Consider the following 21,762-nt stretch of genomic DNA (forward strand, 5'->3'; position numbering starts at 1 on the left):
ATCTATTTAAAAAGGCAGTTGACACGATGTCAACTGCCTTCCTCTTACTATTAAGCTCTTTTAAATGGCCACCAATTTGCTGGTCCAAATGTTTTTACCATAACTGGAATAAATAGTGGTAATACAATGAGCGCATATAACAGTAATCCTGTTAGAATAATCGATGCTATTTGAATAAGAGATAACATGCCTGATGGAATCATTGCTGCAAATGTCCCACCTAAAATGACAACAGCTGAAATAATAACTGTTCCCATTTTCTTCATCGCAAGCAACATCGCTTCACCAACTGAAAGATCTTTATATTCATTAAAGCGATCCATTAAGAAAATGCTATAATCTACGCCTAAAGCTACTAATATGACAAATCCGAAGAACGGCACTGCCCAGCTAATTCCCGAATAACCCAAGATGTTAACAAAGATCACTTCATTAATTCCCATAGCTGTATAATAAGTTAGTATTAATGATCCAATTATATAGATTGGCATAATAATTGAGCGGAACAAGAAAACAAGAATAATAGAAATACCAACAAGCATTAAAACAACTGTACGTGAATAATCGTTGTTAGACATTGTACTTAAGTCAGCATTCGTACTTGTAATTCCACCAATAGCCACCTTTGCATTTTCAAGCTTTGTATCTTTCGTAGCTCTTTCAATTGCAGCATTTAACTCATCCACTTGATTAATTGCTTCGTTTGAATAAGGATTTGCTTTGAAGATAACATCAAGCGTCATGACTTTACGATCGTCAGACAAATAGGTGTCTAATGCCTGTTCGAAGTCCTCACTCTCTAACACTTCTTCTGGTAAATAAAACCCTGATTCAGATGATTGAGACAAGTCAGCTAAATAATCCTGAGCAGAGCCAAGACCATCAGACACTTTGTTCAAACCGTCAACACTTTGTGATAATCCATCTGTTAATTGACTCATTTGACCGTCTAAATCACCAAATCCATCAAGTAGTTGCTGCTGTCCTTTCGTTACCTCTGAAAGACCATTTGAAAATTGCGGAATACCGTTAACGGCTTGACCTTGGTAATCAGCAAGCTGATTTAAGCCAGCTTGTTGCTGATCAATTCCTTGAATTAGTTGTTGGAGTCCGTTTACAATTTGCTGCTGTCCTTCAATTAATTTTGGGAATTGACTATTTGCTGTGTTCATTCCGCCTTGTATTGCTGCAAGTCCAGCATTTAGCTTCTCCATACCACCTGCTAATTCTGGTAATTGTGTTTGTGCAACATTTTGAACGGTTCCCTTTATTGCAGCATAATTTGAATCTTCTGCTAGCCCCACATATGCCTCATTATTTTCTAAAGCCTCAAAATTTGAATTCAACGAATTTAGTGCACCTGATAAATCAGAGATACCTGTTCCGACTTTGACATATTCACTATTTAGTTTACCGATATTTGTTTCAGCTTCTTGGTATCCCTTCAATAATTGTTCGCTTCCTGCAAGAATTTCTTCTGCCCCTGCTTTTGCCTCAGCTAATCCGGCTTTTAAATCCCCAGAACCAGTTGAAGTTTGACGGATTCCATCTTCAATTTGAGCCAGGCTTGATTGAAGCTCTGTTACACCTGAATTAAGTTTTGTCGTTCCAGTAATTAAATCACCGATACCATCAGTCGCTTCTTTTAACTTTGGTGCAGAACCTGCCATTTCACTCTCTGCTTCCGCTAAACCATCACTGATTTTTTCGATTCCTTCATTGCCTTCTCCAAGGCCTTCTTCAAGACTTTCTGCTTGTTTTGATACATAAAAATCTTCAATTTTTTCTCCAGTCGGTCTTGTTACAGATCGCACAGTGTCAACTAAATCAACCTTTTCTAATTCCTTTGTAATTTTCTCAGCGAGCGCGATGTATTCAGTTGAACCCATTTCTTCATCATTCTTCAGAACTACTTGAGTCGGCATTGAATCCCCAGGTCCGAAGCTATCTGAAATAGCATTAAAAGCTTTTATCGAATTATAATCTCCACCTATTTCCTCTAGTGAATTAAATGATAATTCTCCATCGTAGAAGGTTAAAAACGGCACAGATACACACGCAACAACAAGAAGGGCAATAAGAGGTCTTGCAAGAGAAAAACGTCCAACGACTCCCCAAATTTTACTATCTTTGTGCTCTAATGTACCTTTTGATGGCCAGAAGATTTTGTTCCCTAGTACAGCCATGAAAAATGGAACAACAGTAAATAAAGCTATTAAAAGAATGGCAACTCCTACTGCAACAGCTGATGCTGATTGATACAATTTAAATTGTGAAAAGCCAATTGCAGCAAACCCAATCATAACAGCTAAGCCACTAAAGAAAACAGTTCTTCCCGCGTTACGATATGTCTCAACTATTGCCTCTGTAACACTCTCCTTATGTGATAACTCTTCTTTAAAACGACTTAATAAAAGAATACAATAATCTGTCCCGATCCCAAATAACACAGCCACTAAGAAAATTTGTGTAAAGTTGGATATTGGAAAATTCACAACATCAACCAGCACAGAAACGATTGATTGTGATGCTAAATAGGTAAGACCTACTGTTATTAAAGGGATAATTGGTGCAATAATTGATCGGAAAACTAACAGTAAGACAGCTAAAATAAAGACAACTGTAATTCCCTCAGTTTTCTTTAAACCTTCCTGTGAGCTTGTCATTACATCCTGATCAATCATCCAGCCACTTGTATAATAATGTTCAACATTTACATCTTCAATTGTTTCATAGAGTAATGCAGATATCTCTTTTGCTTCACGATCATTTCTGTTAATCGTCACATTAGCAAGAATCGTTTTTCCATCTTCCGAAACTAACTGCTCTTCTAATGCTTCCTCATTAAAATGAGTTAAAATATCCGTAACATCTAATTCTTCATTTTCTTCTAACAAGTGAATCGCTTTTTCAGCTTCCTTTATTTCTTCATTCGTTAATTTATTATCATTATGAAAAACGAGTGCTGCTGAAATTTCATCGCCTACACTTTCTTTCTCCTGGACTTCATTCATGATTTCGTCGGCTAACGATGATGAATAACCATCTGGCACACTAACCTGACCTTTTTCCTTTACTAGGTCCGCCATGTTAGGAGCAACTAAAAATAGTCCTACAACGATTGCTACCCATCCAATGATAACAAGCCATTTGCCTTTTATAATTGCGTTCACAACTACTCCTCCATTTTACAGTCTTTTAAATTATCCAACAGAGTGTTTAATTTCTCATATGTTTCAATAAATGAGACTATTTCATCTTCATCAAAGCTGGTAATGATCGACTCAACTAGCCTATGAATTTTCTCTTCTGTTTTTTCAAACAATTCTGTTCCCTTTTCCGTTAAGGTTAAATAAATAACCCTACGGTCATTTTCATCCCTTGTTCGTTTAATTAACTCCTTTTCTGTTAGTCGATTAATGATTGCTGTAATGGCACTTTTTTTCACATCAAAGATCTCAGATAGCTCAGTAGAGGTACACGTACCAACTTTATGTATATATCTGAGCGTATAGTGCTGATCGTTCGTTATAAAGTCCCCTATACTATCCTTAACAAGGCTTTCCCCCTTTTTGGTAACAGAAAAGCTTACTGCAAGATACCGATTAATTAATTCTTCTATTTGTTTTTCCTTCATAAAAGGAGCCACCCTTTCAAAGTAATTAAACTATTTAACTATTAACGTGTTTAACTATAATTTTTTTATCTTCTTCTGTCAATAAATAATGCTTATTCTTTCTAAAAAAAATCATTCATAACATCTAACAAGTTATATTTAGCATATAGTTACCAATAAAGGGAAACATAGGAGTAAAATAAAAGGAGAGGTATAGATGAGATCTTTCATAGGACGTAGACGATTCATTTATAAAGAATACCAACACATTTCGTTGCTTTTCTTTATTATTTTTGGTTTACTTTGTGTTGGTTATTTCGTAGATTATCTTGTTTTTCAGGATTGGTCATTTTTATATGTCACCTCTCTTGCTCCGCTTTTTCTCGGAATTGTTTACAAGCTTAAAAGTAAAGGTGAAGGTGAAAGGAAAATTGTTTTAACACCAAAAAGGTAGTCCAATAAAAAAAGAAGGAGCAACTATTGCCCCTTCCTCTGTTTCTCACTCTTTAATGTTACGATTGCAGACTTTAGATACATCTTATATTTCTCTGCTTCCTCTGTTTGTTCATTATGTAATACTTTGATGATTCTTTCAAAATTATCAATCAAATGATCTTCCTTCATTCCACGTGAAGTTAAAATATTATTTAGCCAAAGTGCATAGTCAATAAACAACTTTTCCTCATTAAGAGAAAAGGCCGTATCTAAATGCTTAAAATGATGATAATTATCTTCAACACATTTTTTTCTACCTAGTTCTCCATATTTTTCTTCTAAAATTGGATAGGCTTCATATATTCCTTCAACAATCTCATCAATCATAGAGGCAATGACTTCCTGCTTCATTCTGCCACCACTTCATATCTTTGAACAATTGGTTTAATAGATGCAAGTTCTTGATCAGGGTAATTTTTCTCAAGTTCATGCACTTTTTTGTAAGCATCACTTGTTACCCAATTTAGATAATCTTGCTTTGTTTTCCAATTAATTTGAACGGTTAATTCATTAGGTTTTACTTCGTTTTGTAATAACTGAAACGATTCAAACCCCTCATATGTATCGACAAGTTTAGAACGTGTCTGATATATTCCTATAACCTCTTCCACCTTCTCTATTGGGACATTAAAGGTTGAATGAACAATATACATGTAAAACTCTCTCCCCGCGTAGATAGTGTATGATGCTTTCCTTCACTATTATAGATGAAGATAGGTTCACCTGGAAACTATCCTACCTTTTACTGAAAATTGTATCTCTATATCATACTCTCTCCTTTTTTTTGAAATACTATCATAGAATTTGAAACAGTGGGGGTTAGAAAGTGAAAAAAATGCCAATGACTTCGGTTACTAGTGGAATGGGAATTGAAGTAGTACCAGATGTTTTTTGTTTATCTGTTCAAATCGTAAATGTCGTATTTATTGGAGATCCTAAGAAGTCTAATGAATTTGTCTTAGTTGATGCAGGAATGCCTGGATCACACGAGCTCATTATATCTGAAGCTGAAAAGCGATTCGGGGAGGGCTGCAAACCTACTAGTATCGTTTTAACGCATGGACATTTTGACCATGTAGGAGCGTTAAAAGAATTGTTAAATAAATGGGATGTTCCGGTATATGCCCATCCTTTAGAAGCACCTTATTTGTCTGGAAGAAGTGACTATCCACCACCAAACCAAGAAGCTGAAGGACTGGTTGCTAAAATGTCACCGATGTTTCCAAGACATAGTATAGATGTTAGCTCAAATCTTGAACTGCTAAATGAGGAGGGTTTTATTCCTTCTTTAGCAGACTGGCGGTTCATCCATACACCTGGACATACGCCTGGTCACATTTCTTTGTTCAGAGAATCCGATCGAGCTCTAATTGTCGGAGATGCTTTTACAACAGTTGAACAAGAATCCTTATACGACGTGATGACCCAAAAACAAGAAATGCATGGTCCACCTGCATACTTTACTACAGATTGGAAAGCTGCTGAAGAATCGGTAAAAAAACTACAGTCCGTTAATCCTTCTATCGCTGTATCAGGCCATGGTCTTCCAATAGCTGATGATGAATTAACAACAAATTTAAAAAAACTTGTTGATACGTTTGCTGAAACTGAAGTACCTGAAAATAAGAAATAAATGTCTATAACGCATTAGCGTTTCCTGCTATTGCGTTTTTTTATGGCCAGATTTCACGACAAAATCTTGATAATGTATTTCTAACCTCATAATTTTCACCATACACTTAAATGATGACAAATTAAGGAGGGGACATCATGATTATCATAGGAAACAGAGAAGTGAATGGAAACGAATTAAAATCCTCCGCTTTTAAGGCAGAACAAATTGAAATGATCGACAAAATGGATCGTTATCAAGAAACCTATTCTTTTATGAATAGGCAACATTTTCAATTCACACTTCAAATACGATATGCAACCATCCAGGCTGCTCGCGACTTATTAGCTAGTAAGGCTAAATTTACGACGTTTGAACGTGCTCACTGTAATGAACGTTTTTGGCATTTAACAGAGCAAGGTGGATTTAAACTAAAGCAAGGAATTAATCCGGCTGATGCCATTAACGATATTTTCCAGAATGGTGTAGAGTATGGATTTGAATGTGCTACTGCGATGGTGATCATCTTTTATAAAGCTGTTTTAGATTCCATTAATAACGCTCAATTCAACCGTATTTATCAGGGCATTTACCTTCGCGACTGGCAATCAGATAATGATTTGCCAATTTATACGAGACGGGGAAATGATTACTTACCGGGAGATTGCTTGTATTTTGATAATCCTCAATTTAATCCCAAAACGCCACAATGGCGAGGAGAAAATGTAATTGATTTAGGTAATGACCTTTATTTCGGTCATGGTATCGGAATAAAAACGGCAGATGGAATCATTGAATCCTTAAATAAGAGAAGAAAAGCTTATGCAACGGAGTCTGCGTATCTTCTATCACAAGTTACCAGATTAGATAACCGGTATCTTTATCAATTCTCTAATACTAGAGCTCAGATTCCAACTTTTCTTGCTTCAAAAACAATCGTTAGTAAATTAGGCAGTGCCACTTTCTATCATTAATCTAATAATAAAAGGCAATCGGGAACGACCGATTGCCTTTTATTTACATTTATTCAGTTCTCTTCCTTTTTATTCTATCGAATAAGTACATAATCATTGTCACAATAACAGAAAGTAGTGTGTATAGTAGCACCCAAATGAAAAAGGATTCATTGAATAGAAGGAGCATTAAAAAGGTAAAGAGGACAAATAAAATGGCTGGTGTAACATAGGTTTTTTTCGTCACAATGTAACCAACTATTGAAATGATAAGTACGATGACTGGGAAAACCAAAAAGATAAGCTGAAATTCCATACTTCACCTCAAACGGTATGTGCTTTATGTTTTCTCATTTTACCATAAAACAAATAAAAGAAACCATTTTAGGGTGGAGCTTATTATTTCCACTACCAACATATTTCATTAAACTTTCACACTTATCTAATGATCTTAAAATAAACATCACGTTGTCTTGGGCCATCAAATTCACAGAAGTAAATTCCTTGCCATGTTCCTAGTAATAATCTTCCATTTGTAACGATTATTGTTTGCGAGCTGCCAACAGTGCTCGCTTTCATATGTGCTGCCGTGTTACCTTCTCCGTGTAAATCTTTGACAAGCTTCCATGGGTAAACTTCATCAAAGCGCCGCAACATATCAGTTTTAACATCAGGGTCGGCATTTTCATTGATCGTAATGCCAGCAGTTGTATGTGGACAATATACCAAAACCGCACCCTCGTCCATATTCTGATCATTTATGAAAGATTGAACTAAATGAGTGACTTCAATCATTTCATCCCGTTTATGAGTTTCTAGCGTGTGTTTCTTTAACATAAAAAGTCTCCTTTCTATCGCTATTAACACTAGTATATACCGTTTAAAGCAGTCTCTTAAACATTTTAGTTTCTTAAATAGATAAGAAAGAAACTAGTTCATTTTATCGTAACAGGTTCGGTTTACGGCTTTGAAGTAAAAAATACGAATTATGCTTTTCATATAGTCATTCACACTAAGATTAAAAAGCAATTGGCAAGTAAATAAGTAAAGGTACACTTTACAATTCTCCAATCATTTTTATACCAAGATAAGCACTCATAAAAGTGATTTTCAACTCTTCAAGAATTGCCAGGAAATAAGCTACTAAGATAAGCTTAGAAACTCCTCTTATTGAGGAAATAGCACAAAAAATAGATTAAATAGACGGAAAGATTCCGCCTATTTAATCGAAAAAGATGAAAATGGACCATTTTACTTTACTTAACCGGAAAAACTCCGCTTATATCCCTCAACCGAGTTCTATTCTTCAGTTTAACCGGAAGAACTCCGCTTATTGAAACTATCGGTTACTCAATTAATCCGTCACTCAGACATCCCCCCTGGTAGTTACATATCTTTTTTAGCTCACCAATTGAATTGGAATACCAATGAGAATTTCTTGCAGGCAAAACTTTATGTCTCCATGTTAAAAGTGGTTCGAATTAAGAGCATATTTACCGTCCATTTAATAAACCCATATAAATCAACAAAAAAGAAGCAGTCTTATTCAGTTGCGAATAGGACTGCTTCTTGGTGTGCTAATTTAGTTTTTGTATTAGGAAACCGAATCCGTTAATTTTATAGACTAGTTTTTTCATTTATTTATTGTAATCTCCATTTTCGCTAGGAATGAGGATTTGACCACTCCAGTCCTTTTTGAGCAAGGTCTGAAGAATCAACTTTGACAGTTTGCTTGGTTGATAAGGTTTTATTAGGTATTCGTTAGCTCCAAGAGCCAAGCCCTTTTCTTTTTCATCTAGAGCCGTTGAAATAAAGATTGGAATTGACTTAAATTCATCTATTGCTTTTAATTCCTTAATAATATCCCAACCATCAAGCCCTTTTTCCTCTAACATGATATCAAGGACAATAGCATCGGGCTTTTCTTCTTTTATTGCTGCTAATGCCTCTTCCCCGTTGCTGTAGATTTTTACATAAAAATGACTTTCCTCTAATTCTGTTTGAAGAAGATTTGCAAGACTGTTATCATCTTCAACAATAATGACATTCACTTTGCCTTTGTTTTCCGGTTCATGAGGCTTATCAACTTTAAGATTTCCCCCAATAACTAATGGGAAGCTAACAGTAAAAGTACTACCTTCTTTTAATACAGATTGTACGAAAACATCACCTTCATGGGCTTTCATGATTTCTTTTACAATAGCTAAACCTAGTCCTGTTCCACCGATTCTTCTTCTATCAGAATTATCTACTCGATAAAATTTTGTGAACAATTTATGAATCGCATCTTCTGGAATACCAAGACCTTGATCTTTTACAGAAACGTTTAAATTAGGTCCTTCTTCAAATACATTGATAAAGATGTCTCCTCCATCTGGAGAATATTTAATCGCATTGCTTATCAGATTATTAAACACTTGGCCAATCTTATCTTTATCTCCTAATACCATCGTATTACTTGTCTGAATATCACAATGTATCATGTGAGAAGGATTATTCACTTGATAGGTTTCAACAATATTCATGATAAGTGGAACGAGATCATCGTACTTTTTGTCATAAGTTTGTTTTCCGGCTTCCATTCGTTGAACATCCAAGAAATCATTAATTAAAGCTGTCAATCGCTTCGCTTCTTGGTAAATGGTTGTTAAATATTTTCTTTGTCGTTCAGGCTTTAACTCCTTATTCAGCATAAGTTCTGTAAAGCCAAGAACACTTGCTAGAGGTGTTCTAAGTTCATGGCTTACCGTGCTAACAAACTCAGACTTCATCACATCAACTTCATATTCCTTAGTGATATCACGGTGGACAATAACTGTTCCAAATTTTTCACCTGCTCTAGTCAGCGGTTCACAATATACTTGAACCACACGATTAGTAGGACTATGTTGATGATAGATAAAAGAAGACTGATCTGTTTTACCGTCTATGAGAATTGAATCAAAAAATTGTTTTAATTCTTGTTTATTTTCAACCGAATTTGCTAGCTTAGAAAGCCATTTTTCATATGAATCTTCAACAAGAGTATCTCGGTGACATTCAATAATATCACATATTTTTTGATTAACCTGTATCACTTTACCCTTTACATCAATAAGTTGAATTCCTTCATTAATTGTATCTAAAATATCTTGTGTTAATAAGCGTTCTTCCTCAGATTGTTCAAAAATATGAATTTTATCTAGAGAAATTGCAATCTGTTTGCTAAGTCCATCATATTCTACTAATTCATCCTCTTTGTAGGATGTAGAATATCTGGAGTAGACCATAATAGCCTCTATCTCACCTGAAGATGATAGCACAGGCATATACAGGTCGTAACAATAGGATTTAACAAGATGGAATCCTGTTTCTTCCTCATCACACTCTCGTTTTATTGTATAAGGTTTTCTAAGCTCCTTTAACTTCTCAATCTCACCAGAATTTATGTTATGAATAAACTTCTCTACACCTTTTGATGAGAGACCAATACTAGCATGTTGATATGTGCGATTCATCACAACAACAATTCCTTTATCAGCCCCTATTACCTCGCACATTGTTTGCACAATACTATCCAATACTCTTTGTTTATCTAGCGTATTTGCAATACCTTTTACAAGATCATTTCGTCTCTTAAGATCCATCTCTCTATTCTGAGCAACCTCTAAAGCTTCTTCAAGCTCTGTCTGCTGTGCTTGCAATTCATCCTGCTGAGCAAGTAACTCCTCATTTTGTGCACTCAGGTCTTGTTCCTTATCTTGTATACTCTTTGTCATTTTCTCAAATGCAGAAGAGAGAAGCCCTAATTCATCTTGTCTATTGGACGAATCAGTAAATAAAATAGGTTCCCCATCTGTTATCTGACCTGCAGCAAGGGTTAGCTTATTTAAGGGAGCACCGATATTGTTCAGCATTTTTCGAACAAAAACAACCATACCAATAACTAATAATAATAGGAATACACCAAACAATATTTGATTAATTGTAATTTTTTTTCTTTGCTCATCTTTCAGAATAGTAAGGAGACCTTCAAGATTATCTGTATATTTTTTAATATTATTTTGATAGGTTCGAATCGTATCTGAACCATTTTGGTTTACAGCTATTTGATAAACTTCTTCTGGCTGATTATTATCATATAGACTCTTAGAGCGAGGTATTACATCTTCAAAATAATAGTCGTAAAAGTCCTTTGTTTGTTGGATAAATAGTACATCTTCTTCTGTATCAGCAACATTTTCTAGTTCTGATATTTTTTCATCAACTATATCCCTTTGTTCTTGAACCTTATTATAATAAGTTTGTTCACCTTTATAAGCGAAATAGGCTCTCATTTCTGAAATGGCTAAATTAAAAGAGTAATCTAGGTCTGATACAATTGTTTCTTTTACTTCCAATTTTCTACTTTCATTATCAAAGTTATCCAAAATGGAGTTTTCATAAATCATCAAAGCCGCTACTAAAAGGCTAAAGACAAAAATAATTGTGAAAGTCAAAACACCATATTGTCTAGCCAAACTTGTTTTTAAATATTTATCTAGCTTCACCTAATATCTCCTCAATTCTTTCAACAAGCTGTATTGGGCTAAAAGGCTTTGACATAAAATAATTAGCTCCCGCTTCAAGTACCTTTTGCTGGTCAGTTGCCTGACTCTTTGCACTTAGCATCATGATTTTTGTTTGTATGTTTTCCTTTCGTATCAATTCAATTAATTCTAAACCGGTATAAACAGGCATCATATAATCAAGCAGAATTAAATCATACTCATTCTGCTTAATGAGATCGTACGCCTCTTGCCCATCACAAGCCTCATCAATTGAATACCCTTCATCTTCAAGAGTATCAACAACGAGCATTCGCAATACTTCTTCATCTTCTGCAAGTAATATTTTTGACATATTATTTAACTCCCTACATCGCTTTCTTTTAAAAATCTCAGACCTGTAGAAATTTCACAGGTCTGAGATTTTCATTTTTGATTATTCGTTAATATTGATTTTTTTAAATGTTTCCTGCAGATAATTGTAAGACTTCTTCAAGCGCTCATGATATGTTGGTTCATCCCAATTATCCCAAGAATATTGGATCCAATCACCTTCTAAAGTAGGTACCATCTGTACAGGTTCCTGATCTTTATTTGTGACAACAACCTTTGCAAAAAGAGATTGGATTATTTCTGAGCTAGCTATTCCTTTTTCTGACCATACATCGCCCATAATTTCTTTTTGACTTGGATCTTTCACATTAATCATTAACCAAGGAAGACGAAGTTCTAAAGTTCCATCCTTTATATAAAAATCCGCAAGGGAAGTTGAGTTCTCCTTTTGTGGGTTGCCTACACCATATGTTAATTTTCCTGTCTCATATGATGAAAAAGGAACGGTCATTTGTCCTTCTTCTTTATTTATCGTCAATTCTTTGTTAAGTGTTAAGCGTATTGGGTGATAGATTCCATTATTTTTTTTATTCGCATAATCTTTTGTTTCAATCATATTAAGCACTTTTCCATATTGATAATAGAATGTATCATAGTAGCTATCCACTAGCACTCTTGATTGATCCTCACCATTTATCTCTACAACAAAATCAATACCTTCTTCATTAACACGTTTCACATTAGGAATGGTCGATTGCCCTTGGTTTTTTATCGTATTTAACAAAATCGACGTATTATATTCTTCTGGATTCCATTTTGTTTGATCATAATCAATTCTTATGAATAAACCTCGTTCATCACTAGACATGAAAACATTTTTAATTGCCTCTTCTTCATTACTCTGAGCAACCGGGTCTGCATTTCTAGCCTTCCAATCAGAAATGTCACCATCAATTTGTAGCTGTGTTTCTTGCGTATCAGGCTCAAAGCTTAACAGTCCAAAATGCTGCTCATTCGTTTGAATATTATCCCAATATGGTCGACGATCTGAATTATCATATTCCATCGTGTTCCATGTTCGTTTAAACCACTCATCCTGCCATGAGAAAACAAGTCCTCCTGCCATATTTTGTTCAACAATATCTTCATATAGACTCGATAGAAATTGACCTTGTTCTTGTTCAGAATGATGTCCTTGGTCATAGCCATGGACATTTTCATGAGATAACCCTCGTGAAGCCGGAATTCCATACTCAGCAACCACCACTGGCATGTCATGATATTGTCTCATATCATTTAAATATCCAGCATAGTTATTCTTTTCCCCACGATGATCAATAAAGTTAACATATTTCTCCTCATAATTTAGAAATTCAGGATAATAAGGGTAAATATGATAAGAGGCAAACAAACCCGAATAAAACTCGTCCTTAGCTTTTATTTTATTTGGATTAATGGATACCTTATCTTCATCCTCATCAGGCTCAGCAGGATGTGTAAGCAAATCAGTTGTCACCCAGTTTGCAAAACTCATTGGATGCTGCCATTGATAGTTTTCCGCTTCATATGATGCTGTATAATCCATCATTTCAGCGAGCCACACTTCAAATGGAGAGGCATTTTCAGTCATCATATACTTTCCGTTATAACTAGATTTAGTAGGATATTTTTCATTTGTTCTAATTACACTATCAGGATCCCACTCAACTCCAATAATCCACCCTAGAAGATACGGAGATAGATCATGAACATATTTTCCACTAGCATGACCTGTTCTTTCTTCAATGTCGGCATTTCCATGAATAATATCGACTGTTCGCTGAATTTCCGCCTTAAAATCTTCCATTACTTCCGGATCATACGCCGTTCTTCCTGCTTCGTCATCAAAAAACACATCTTCATTTACCCATACACCGTGAAAGAGATAAAGAGGATCTTCACGGCTAATGTTATGCTCATATAATGCCTGATAAAAGGCTGGTGGATGTATTGTATAAACACGTAAAGCATTAGCATTCATTTCACTTATCTGATCAAACCATCTTGCATATTCTTGTTTTGTTATGCCTGTTTCTCCAGGGAAGGTCCCCGGTTTGGCGATCCCCATATTCACACCTTTAATTAGGACATCTTCCCAGGCACCGTTTTGATAAACTTGTAGGTAGTCGTTAGAAGCAGCACCAGTTAGTTTCATTCCTTCTTTTGTCAAAACCTCTGGTTCAACTTTTGCATTTTGACTAACAGCTGCTTTCTCTTTTTCTGTTAAAATGGTCGTCATCATTGGTACGTAAGCTTTCCAAAAGAATGTATCTGTTCTTCCCTTTTGCTCAAAAGAAAACAGCTTTTGCCACATCGACAAACCACTCATTTGATAAATACTTGGTACTTTCTCCTGATCAACAAAATCACCTGCAAAATAATAGCTATCATACATTTGATTATTATGGTGAATAACAGCTGGGAATTTTGTTGGTATATTAAATTCGTTTAACTTTTGTTGACCACTTTGTGTTAATGGTAAATCAAACGTAGCTTGAACCTCTTCCTCACTACGCGCATTTACTATATCAAACCAATAGTTATATTGAATGGTTCTATCGATATCAAAGTTAGACAAACCTGCATCTGTAAGTGTAAATAAGGCATGGTCATCAAATGTATCTTTGTTCGTCAAAACAACCACTTGATCTTCTTCGTTTACAAAAACAAAACCGTTTCCCGTATATTTAAAAGGTTTTCCATATTGGGCTTCATAGTTCTTTTTCACCCAACCAGGCACTTCAGCAATGCTCAATTCATTAAAATACCGCCCCATCCAGCCAGTCCAATCTATGTTTAACAGGTTATAAAACTCCTGACGAACCTTCTCTTCCGTTGGGGATCCAAACGTATTAAATTCAGCAATAAGTGTTTGCTCATTTTCAATAAGAGACGCAGATAATGCTCTAACCTCTTCAATTGTCATCCCACCGTACAATAACTCTGAACGATTCCCTTCTTGATTCCCCTCAAGATATTCATCTTTATACACACCGTATCCATCAGCTAAATACAACACATCGTAAGGAGATAAATTGTCCGGAAGTTCTCTCGTATCAAATTTAGGTGGCTCATTACTTGGCACAAATCCAACATAATCATTTTGTGCCTTGTATTCATCACCGCCATCCTTAATCAATTTCAAGTGATTCAGTAACCAAACTAACCCTTTATGTTCCCGATAAGATTGATCAGGTACCGTTTTATCAATAATCAATACATTAACATTTTCACTTGCTTTTAATTGCCATAACCAAAAAGGAGACGAGAATAAAACAAGTAGTAAAAATGGTCCTGTGATAATCAGTACATTTTTTTTATTCATTTGACACACCTTTTCTAACCATTTCTCCCCAGCCTTTTTTCCCTATAAGCATTTCAAGCATTCCCTCTACTCTCCAAATAACTGTTAAAGGGCGATACCAAAACGTTTCTGTTATAGATACAAGAAATAAGATCACAAAATGCTTCACTTTAGGATATCTTTCCATACTCCATTCCTCTAATAAAACTGAAGCCATAGAATAGATAGAACCGTATATTAATGAGAGTAGAAAGAAGATAATAGCATATTCTAAATAGATACTTCCTGCAAAAATAGAAAGTATTAGGATTATGTATCCTATTAATTCAATGAACGGACCTAAAAACTCAACAAAAAAGAAATATGGCATAGAAAACATGCCAATTGAGCCGTACTTTGGATTAAACATTAATTTTCGATGCTTCCATAAACTATCGAATAAGCCTTTGTGCCATCTTTTTCTTTGACGTCTTAAATATTTTATGGATTCCGGAGCCTCAGTCCAACAAACCGGGTCAGGTACATAGATAATCTTTTTGTTTTCTTTCTTTTCTTTAATTAATCGATGAAGTCTAACTACAAGTTCCATATCCTCTCCAACAGTGTGAGCATAGCCACCTGCTTCAATAACCCACTTCTTTGAAAAAACGCCAAATGCACCTGATACGATGAGCAATAAATTATTTTCACTTAACCCTACTCTACCGGTTAAAAACGCTCGTAAATACTCAACAATTTGCATAACGACAAGTGGTTTTTTTGGAAGATCTATCTTTGTAAGCTCACCATTCTGTATTTCACAACCATTAGCGATTCTAACACTACCACCTGAGGCTATGACCTCGTCATCTGATTCAATAATTGGCTTCAACACCTTCAAGAAAGCATTTCTTTCAATAATGGAATCGCCATCTAAGGAGCAAAAATAAGGATATTTTGAAAGATTAATTCCTGCGTTTAACGCATCTGCTTTTCCCCCATTTTCCTTATCGATGACATACATATAAGGATAAATTGTAGATTGGTAAACGCCTTTGACTTCTTTTGTATTCAACTGTTTTCTAATTACTCGATTGATTTTCACCATATTAAAACGATCTATTAGCTTTTCAAGAGTATCGTCTTTTGAACCGTCGTTAATAATAATAATTTCATATTCAGGGTACTCAATACTTATTAAGGAGCGAATACTCCCATAAATACCCGCAGATTCATTGTAGGCAGGGACAAGAATGGAGACAGGCTTTGTAAATTCAGATTGTAGCAATTCTTCATAAGGTTCGACCTCATCTAACTCATAATTTTTACGTATATTGAGTAGGGAAATAACAAGCATTGCTCCATACACAACAATAATGATGATCATGTAGATAAAGATAAACCAACTACCAACTACCAAAAAACTAGACCAATTAATATTCAACGCCCTCCTTTCCAAGCCATTCAAGGGCCATATCCTTTGCAAAACCATCATTGGATTCTGATACGACTTTTCGTAATAGATCTACCCCACCCTTAAACTGTAAAATTGCTTTGGCTGCCTCAGAACGAACAACATATTCACGATCAGATAATAATGAAACTAGCCGGTCTTTAAATGGACTTAGTCTTCTAACACCAGCAACTTTTGCCGCCATCATTCGAACTAGCCAGCTTGTTGACTCAAAGAACTTACTTAATATAGCTTCGTCTATTGGTGCCCCTGTGTTAGCAAATGCCTTTAAAGCTCTAATTCTTAACTCTTCATTACTATTTTCAAGTAATTTTTGAATTAGGTTAATATGATGTAAATATTGCTTTTTTCCGATCGTTTCAATCATCATGTATTGCATTTGTTTTGATAATGCCCCAAAGTCATCTGCTAGTTCATTAAATTGCTCTTCTTTCAAGAGAGATAAAATAGATAATAGCGTGAAATTTGAAATAGCTGGATCAACATTCTTTAAATAATAAACAATCTGATCATCATGAAATTTAGCAAAAAGATTTAACATCTGAAATTTTTCAGTACGTGTTACATTTTTTTTAGCATATAATTTATGTAGCTCACCTACTAAGTGATTCATATAAAAATCCTCAATAGAGTATAGAGCGTTCATTCTTAGGCTCCATCTCCGCTGCTTTAGTTCACTTTTCATATAATTTGTTAAGTGTTTATTTGCAAATTCGCTTATTTTTCCTTTTACATCCTCACTATCAAGTACATTAGAATATTCATTAAGCAATTCAATTAGGGCGATAAATTTCTCTTCTGTTTTATCAGGTTGTAAACTCCCTTCTTCACCCGATTGTAGAAAATGAAACATATCTAAGCGATATGTTTCTTTAAGATCGTCAATTTTTTTCCTTTTTTGATTATGAAAATGCTTTATAATTACCAAATACGTAAACAAACTAATTAAGATAAAAAACATTGCCAGAAATAAAATAAAAAGCACTACTAAACTTATCTCAAGCATATTACTTCATCCTCTTAATTAAGTGACCTAATCGGGTTTCAAGCTCTAATAATTTAAACGGCTTTGTTATATAATCATCGGCCCCAAGCTGTAAGGCTCTAGAGATGTCATGTTCACTTTTTCGGGATGTTAGCATCATCACTGTAAATCTTTCCTGATATTGAAGACTTCTTAATTTCTGCAATACTTCCAATCCATCCATTCTCGGCATCATGCCATCAAGTATGAGTAAATATGGATCTTTGTTGTTAAGATGCCACCCTACTTCCATAAACTCCATACCATCTTTAAAGGTTTTAATATCAAGTGTAAATCCATCTGTAAACTTACTTTTACTGATTAAGTCCTCAAGCATTGTGCGAATTATTGGATCATCATCAATAATTCCAATGTGAATTGGTTTCTTAGTATATTTAACATTATTTACAGCAGCCACTTTCACCTGATTTCTACCAGCCTGTTTCGCCTCGTAAAGTGCTCCATCTGCAATATCGATATTTCTTTTTAGCTCTAACTGAGTTGGGTGGACTTCATGAATTCCTGCAGAGAACGAATTATAGAATTTTGAATCTCCAAAACGAAAAGCAGTGTTGGAAAACTCCTTTAAAATCCGCTCAATAACAAGTTTCGCCTCATTAGCTTCTGTTTCAGGCAGAAGGATAATAAATTCCTCACCACCATAACGAATAATGATGTCATTAACTCTTAGGCCCTTTCTAACAACATCAGCGAATGTTGCTAAAACCTCATCACCTACGATATGACCGTATGTGTCATTCACTTGTTTAAAATGATCTAAATCAACAAGCACTAAGCAAAATGGCTCATATCTTCTATTTAAATTACTAACCAAGCGTTCATAAGTTTGAGCTAAAAATTTCCTGTTATAAACCCTTGTTAGCTCATCGATTAACATTACATCGTCAACAGCTTGTTTTCGCTCAAGTTGGCGGTTTATTCTTACAATAAATTCATCCATTTCCAAAGGTTTTTGTATGAAATCATCTGCGCCCAGCTTATAGCTTTTCATTCTGATTTCCTTTGATTTATCAACACTAATCATAATTGTCGGAATAAACTGTTGCTTCATTTTTTCCTTTATTTGCAACAGTACATCTAGTCCATTTTTATCTTTCATATGAACATCAATAACAACACAGTCAGGATTCAAGTCATAATAGGAATTAATAGCACGGTCTGGGTCAGCAACAGCAATCACCACCCAGCCTTCTTTCTCTAATTCATCCTTAAGGTACATTAATAATGCTGTATCATCGTCTATGAGCAAAATAAGGTTTTTATCTTCATACTCTTTTTTGTTCTCAATAATTTCATCAACATTGGAATATTCTTCATAATAAATAATGGAAATAAGGGGTAGCAAAAAAGATTGCAATTCCTCTTTGTCCCAAACTCGTTCTTCATGCTCCTTTAAATGGCTCATCAATTCTTGGGCCATATCTCCTGCTTCAGAAAATCCAATGGTTGCAGCAGTTCCAGATATGGAGTGTAGGAAACGATAAAGTTCTTTATGTTGAATTTCTTGTTGTTCATTTAACCAAGCTTCAAGCTGTTTTCGTACATTTTTAATTAATGTTTGCAAATATTTACTCATTGGCCTCTCCTACTCAAAACGAATATTTACATTTATCTCTTCTCTCCATATAACCATATTTTAGGGGGGAATTCTAGAAAAAAGTTTATATTTTGACAAGATTCGACTTTCGAAACACTTATTCTCTGTTCCCCTGCGAAAAGATCGCAATAAACTTTACTAATTGCAGCAAGGAAAGCAAGGCAGCGGCCACATAAGTTAAAGCAGCAGCACTTAATACTTTACTTACCCCTCTTTCCTCATTATTAACAATCATTCCTTCAGAAAGCATTAATCTTTTTGCTCTTGAGCTTGCATTAAATTCTACTGGCAACGTAATAAGCTGAAAGGCTACAACTGCTGAGAAAAAGATGATCCCTAAGCCAATTAAATTTAAACTTCCTAATAAAAAGCCACCAAATAACAAAAATGGCGCAATACCTGAAGTAAAGTTCACAATTGGAAACATTTTATGTCGTAAAACGAGTGCACCGTATGCTTCACGATGTTGAATTGCATGACCAACCTCGTGTGCTGCAACAGAAATCGCTGCAATTGATTGACTTCCATAGACTGAATCCGATAATCTAACAGCTTTTTTTAAGGGATCATAATGATCTGTTAAAGTACCCCTCACATGTTCAACAGGTACGTCTGATAACCCGTTTCGGTCAAGTAACTGCCTTGCAATCTCAGCCCCAGTCATATGAGAAGATGCTGACACCTTAGCATACTTTTCAAAATTCCCCTTAACTCGAAACTGCGCCCATAATGAAAGACCAAATGCAATAATGATTAAAAAATCCAATGGATGAAAAAACATGTTGATATCCTCCCTACAGCAGATACTTTATTATCGATAGTTTAAGCAAAACAATGATTTCTACCATACAAAATTTCATATGGTTTCTTTTGCTTAATCCGCAAACTATAAACAGAAGGTGTACATACTAAAAAAATGGACTCTTAAATAAAGTGAAAGAATTTATTTGGTAGGTTTGTGTATAAGCCCCAAATGCTAATAGTTAGGAAGTGAAACTGTTGAAAGTAAATGAAGAAGAAAAGAAATTACTTAGTGAAGCAATTGATAAAATGAATGAAGGGTTAGACTCCTTTATTGGTTTTTATAATGATTCTGAAGAAGATAAAGCACTTATTGAATTCTCAGAGGATACAATCGAGACGATTGAAAAGGCCATTGAAACATATGGAAAAGACGAGGTTACAACCAAAATTAATACGATTATTAAAGAAGTTTTATCTTTTATACCAAATAAGAAAGGATGAGTTCTCAACATGGCAAAATCAAATAAAACCATCACACAATGGTTGCGTTGGCCTATTCATTATCGTATTACCCTTATCGTACTACTCATCATTTTAGTATTTGGTGAAATCATTACTCTCGTAGAACCAAACGAGTTTCCAACCACTTTTGATGGAATTTGGTGGGCTCTTGTAACTGTCTCTACTGTTGGATTTGGTGATTATGTTCCACAAACGTATGTTGGAAGAGGTATTGCAATGATCATGATTTTAGCTGGAGCCAGCTTTGTAACAGCCTATTTTGCTAGCGTTTCTTCAGCTGCTATAAAAAGACAACACTCATACCTTGAAGGAAATGTGACTTTTTCTGGTGAAAATCATGTTATTTTAATTGGGTGGAATGAAAAAGCAAATGAAATGATTGATTCTTTACAAACTGTTAAGCCATATAAACAAATTGTCTTAATAGATGACTCGCTAAAAGAATCTCCATTAATTGAAAATGTTCATTTCATCCGTGGAAATCCAGCCCATGAGCAAACTTTACTTAAAGCGAATATCCAAGAAGCTGATGCAGCCATCATTACTGCTGATCAGCATAAAAACGAACAAGATGCAGATATGAACTCAATTCTTGTCCTTTTATCCCTAAAAGGACTTAATCCAAATTTATACTGTGTGATCGAATTGCTAACAGAACAGCAAGCGAACAATGCTAGCAGAGCTGGAGCAAATGAAATAATTAAGTCTTATAAATTAACAAGTCACTTTATTATGAGCAGTTACTTAGCGAAAAACGGTTTATCAAGCTTCTATTCTGAGCTTAACCCTGCAAGTGGTAACTTATTTCAAGTTCTTCCGGTAAATAAAGAGTTGATTGGCAAAACATTCAAAGATGCAAGTCACCAACTCCTCGAAAAAGAATCGATTTTAATTGGCATAAAAAGAGGAGAGGATACGAAAGTGAATCCGCCCCTCTCCTTTGAAATACAAGATCATGATTCTCTAATCGTTTTTACTCATTAATCAAGCAATACTGCCTCTAATTCCTTAACAAGCGCCTTCCCTAACTCAATATATTCTTCAGGGAAGGTTGCATCTTTATCCTGCGGCTCCTGGAATTGATCAAAAGAAGCACTAAAGTTCCCAATATGCACATGGTCATCTAATCCAATTTGATATTTATGTGATAAAAGAAAAGGTGTACCTAATTCTACTGTTGTATTTCTTGAATCCAGCTGTCCATCAACGGATGTAAATGGTACCCTTAAGAATTGATAACCAACCTCAGAATCAATTTTATAATCGAAGTAGCCATGATCATAATCCCAATTCCCACCTATCGTATATCCTAAAGGTTTAAGCTCCTGCTCTAGGTCATATAATTGAAATGTTTGTCCTTCTAACCTTGAACGAACTTCAATCAAAGCAAATCCTCCTTTATCTTAGGTCTGTTAATATTACATTTCTTCTTGCTGGTTTAGTGACCTCTTTCAAAAAACAAAGCCTACCCTATTAAAGGAAATGGCTTAACATCGCCTTTTCCTTAGATTTGCCTAATATAA

19 protein-coding genes are annotated in these 21,762 nt (G+C 35.0%); 5 read left to right on the forward strand and 14 right to left on the reverse strand.

Annotation, left to right across the window (positions count from 1 at the left end):
• Positions 1-50: 50 nt before the first annotated feature.
• On the reverse strand, positions 51-3,173 hold the full coding sequence (locus D9842_RS15245; RefSeq protein WP_121663239.1) for an MMPL family transporter: 3,123 nt from the start codon (positions 3,171-3,173) through the stop codon (positions 51-53).
• Positions 3,174-3,175: 2 nt separating this feature from the next.
• Positions 3,176-3,637 carry a MarR family winged helix-turn-helix transcriptional regulator gene (locus D9842_RS15250; protein ID WP_121663240.1) on the reverse strand — a complete coding sequence of 154 codons (462 nt, stop codon included), beginning with the start codon at positions 3,635-3,637 and terminating at the stop codon, positions 3,176-3,178.
• Between the two features lie 196 nt (positions 3,638-3,833).
• On the opposite strand from D9842_RS15250, the gene D9842_RS15255 reads away from it, so the two are divergent.
• Positions 3,834-4,070: a hypothetical protein gene (locus tag D9842_RS15255; protein WP_121663241.1), complete on the forward strand. Its 237-nt coding sequence runs from the start codon at positions 3,834-3,836 to the stop codon at positions 4,068-4,070.
• A 23-nt stretch (positions 4,071-4,093) separates the two neighbouring features.
• On the opposite strand, the gene D9842_RS15260 is transcribed toward D9842_RS15255, so the two are convergent.
• Positions 4,094-4,462, reverse strand: coding sequence for a hypothetical protein (locus tag D9842_RS15260; protein ID WP_121663242.1), 369 nt, complete (start codon positions 4,460-4,462; stop codon positions 4,094-4,096).
• Positions 4,459-4,764 (reverse strand): antibiotic biosynthesis monooxygenase family protein, encoded by a 306-nt coding sequence (locus D9842_RS15265; RefSeq protein WP_121663243.1) that lies wholly within the window; start codon positions 4,762-4,764, stop codon positions 4,459-4,461. Before D9842_RS15265 ends, D9842_RS15260 begins: the two co-directional genes overlap by 4 nt.
• A 182-nt stretch (positions 4,765-4,946) precedes the next feature.
• Between D9842_RS15265 and D9842_RS15270 the strand changes: the two genes are divergently transcribed.
• Positions 4,947-5,744, forward strand: a complete 798-nt coding sequence (locus tag D9842_RS15270) for an MBL fold metallo-hydrolase (RefSeq protein ID WP_121665082.1) — start codon at positions 4,947-4,949, stop codon at positions 5,742-5,744.
• Positions 5,745-5,881: 137 nt separating this feature from the next.
• On the forward strand, positions 5,882-6,697 hold the full coding sequence (locus D9842_RS15275; RefSeq protein ID WP_121663244.1) for a protein-glutamine gamma-glutamyltransferase: 816 nt from the start codon (positions 5,882-5,884) through the stop codon (positions 6,695-6,697).
• Positions 6,698-6,746: 49 nt separating this feature from the next.
• On the opposite strand, the gene D9842_RS15280 is transcribed toward D9842_RS15275, so the two are convergent.
• From D9842_RS15280 to D9842_RS15320, 9 genes are all read right to left on the reverse strand, one after another.
• A complete protein-coding gene (locus D9842_RS15280) occupies positions 6,747-6,992 on the reverse strand; it encodes a DUF2651 family protein (RefSeq protein WP_121663245.1) in 246 nt (81 codons plus the stop codon).
• 122 nt (positions 6,993-7,114) lie between these two features.
• Positions 7,115-7,513, reverse strand: coding sequence for a secondary thiamine-phosphate synthase enzyme YjbQ (locus D9842_RS15285; RefSeq protein ID WP_121663246.1), 399 nt, complete (start codon positions 7,511-7,513; stop codon positions 7,115-7,117).
• Between the two features lie 800 nt (positions 7,514-8,313).
• Positions 8,314-11,205, reverse strand: a complete 2,892-nt coding sequence (locus D9842_RS15290; RefSeq protein ID WP_121663247.1) for an ATP-binding protein — start codon at positions 11,203-11,205, stop codon at positions 8,314-8,316.
• The gene (locus D9842_RS15295; protein WP_121663248.1) at positions 11,192-11,557 is read right to left on the reverse strand and encodes a response regulator transcription factor; all 366 of its coding nucleotides are present in this window, start codon (positions 11,555-11,557) and stop codon (positions 11,192-11,194) included. The genes D9842_RS15290 and D9842_RS15295 overlap by 14 nt, the downstream gene beginning before the upstream one ends.
• 81 nt (positions 11,558-11,638) lie before the next feature.
• On the reverse strand, positions 11,639-14,899 hold the full coding sequence (locus D9842_RS15300) for a hypothetical protein (protein ID WP_121663249.1): 3,261 nt from the start codon (positions 14,897-14,899) through the stop codon (positions 11,639-11,641).
• On the reverse strand, positions 14,892-16,244 hold the full coding sequence (locus D9842_RS15305; RefSeq protein WP_251402936.1) for a glycosyltransferase family 2 protein: 1,353 nt from the start codon (positions 16,242-16,244) through the stop codon (positions 14,892-14,894). Before D9842_RS15305 ends, D9842_RS15300 begins: the two co-directional genes overlap by 8 nt.
• Before the next feature lie 46 nt (positions 16,245-16,290).
• Entirely contained in the window at positions 16,291-17,337 is a 1,047-nt protein-coding gene (locus D9842_RS15310; protein ID WP_121663250.1) for a HEAT repeat domain-containing protein, read from the reverse strand.
• A 1-nt stretch (position 17,338) separates the two neighbouring features.
• Complete coding sequence (locus tag D9842_RS15315; protein ID WP_121663251.1) at positions 17,339-18,952, reverse strand: diguanylate cyclase; 1,614 nt, start codon at positions 18,950-18,952, stop codon at positions 17,339-17,341.
• A 118-nt stretch (positions 18,953-19,070) separates the two neighbouring features.
• Positions 19,071-19,754, reverse strand: coding sequence for a zinc metallopeptidase (locus D9842_RS15320; protein WP_121663252.1), 684 nt, complete (start codon positions 19,752-19,754; stop codon positions 19,071-19,073).
• Between the two features lie 218 nt (positions 19,755-19,972).
• Here D9842_RS15320 and D9842_RS15325 point away from each other — a divergent pair, with 218 nt between their 5' ends.
• Complete coding sequence (locus D9842_RS15325; RefSeq protein WP_121663253.1) at positions 19,973-20,218, forward strand: atypical membrane-integrating protein (Mistic protein); 246 nt, start codon at positions 19,973-19,975, stop codon at positions 20,216-20,218.
• A gap of 9 nt (positions 20,219-20,227) precedes the next feature.
• Complete coding sequence (locus D9842_RS15330; RefSeq protein WP_121663254.1) at positions 20,228-21,223, forward strand: potassium channel family protein; 996 nt, start codon at positions 20,228-20,230, stop codon at positions 21,221-21,223.
• On the opposite strand, the gene D9842_RS15335 is transcribed toward D9842_RS15330, so the two are convergent.
• The gene (locus D9842_RS15335) at positions 21,220-21,624 is read right to left on the reverse strand and encodes a YugN-like family protein (RefSeq protein WP_121663255.1); all 405 of its coding nucleotides are present in this window, start codon (positions 21,622-21,624) and stop codon (positions 21,220-21,222) included. The genes D9842_RS15330 and D9842_RS15335 overlap by 4 nt on opposite strands.
• Positions 21,625-21,762 lie beyond the last annotated feature (138 nt).

It is taken from the genome of Metabacillus litoralis (genome assembly GCF_003667825.1).
In the GTDB taxonomy this organism is placed as follows: domain Bacteria; phylum Bacillota; class Bacilli; order Bacillales; family Bacillaceae; genus Metabacillus; species Metabacillus litoralis_B.

Excerpts from the sequence above, each read along its gene's own strand:
- D9842_RS15275 (WP_121663244.1), top strand. The coding sequence starts at position 5,882 with ATGATTATCATAGGAAACAGAGAAGTGAATGGAAACGAATTAAAATCC.
- D9842_RS15250 (WP_121663240.1), bottom strand. The coding sequence starts at position 3,637 with ATGAAGGAAAAACAAATAGAAGAATTAATTAATCGGTATCTTGCAGTA.
- D9842_RS15305 (WP_251402936.1), bottom strand. The coding sequence starts at position 16,244 with ATGATCATCATTATTGTTGTGTATGGAGCAATGCTTGTTATTTCCCTA.
- D9842_RS15280 (WP_121663245.1), bottom strand. The coding sequence starts at position 6,992 with ATGGAATTTCAGCTTATCTTTTTGGTTTTCCCAGTCATCGTACTTATC.
- D9842_RS15320 (WP_121663252.1), bottom strand. The coding sequence starts at position 19,754 with ATGTTTTTTCATCCATTGGATTTTTTAATCATTATTGCATTTGGTCTT.
- D9842_RS15295 (WP_121663248.1), bottom strand. The coding sequence starts at position 11,557 with ATGTCAAAAATATTACTTGCAGAAGATGAAGAAGTATTGCGAATGCTC.
- D9842_RS15270 (WP_121665082.1), top strand. The coding sequence starts at position 4,947 with ATGCCAATGACTTCGGTTACTAGTGGAATGGGAATTGAAGTAGTACCA.
- D9842_RS15300 (WP_121663249.1), bottom strand. The coding sequence starts at position 14,899 with ATGAATAAAAAAAATGTACTGATTATCACAGGACCATTTTTACTACTT.
- D9842_RS15310 (WP_121663250.1), bottom strand. The coding sequence starts at position 17,337 with ATGCTTGAGATAAGTTTAGTAGTGCTTTTTATTTTATTTCTGGCAATG.
- D9842_RS15255 (WP_121663241.1), top strand. The coding sequence starts at position 3,834 with ATGAGATCTTTCATAGGACGTAGACGATTCATTTATAAAGAATACCAA.
- D9842_RS15330 (WP_121663254.1), top strand. The coding sequence starts at position 20,228 with ATGGCAAAATCAAATAAAACCATCACACAATGGTTGCGTTGGCCTATT.
- D9842_RS15260 (WP_121663242.1), bottom strand. The coding sequence starts at position 4,462 with ATGAAGCAGGAAGTCATTGCCTCTATGATTGATGAGATTGTTGAAGGA.
- D9842_RS15285 (WP_121663246.1), bottom strand. The coding sequence starts at position 7,513 with ATGTTAAAGAAACACACGCTAGAAACTCATAAACGGGATGAAATGATT.
- D9842_RS15265 (WP_121663243.1), bottom strand. The coding sequence starts at position 4,764 with ATGTATATTGTTCATTCAACCTTTAATGTCCCAATAGAGAAGGTGGAA.
- D9842_RS15315 (WP_121663251.1), bottom strand. The coding sequence starts at position 18,952 with ATGAGTAAATATTTGCAAACATTAATTAAAAATGTACGAAAACAGCTT.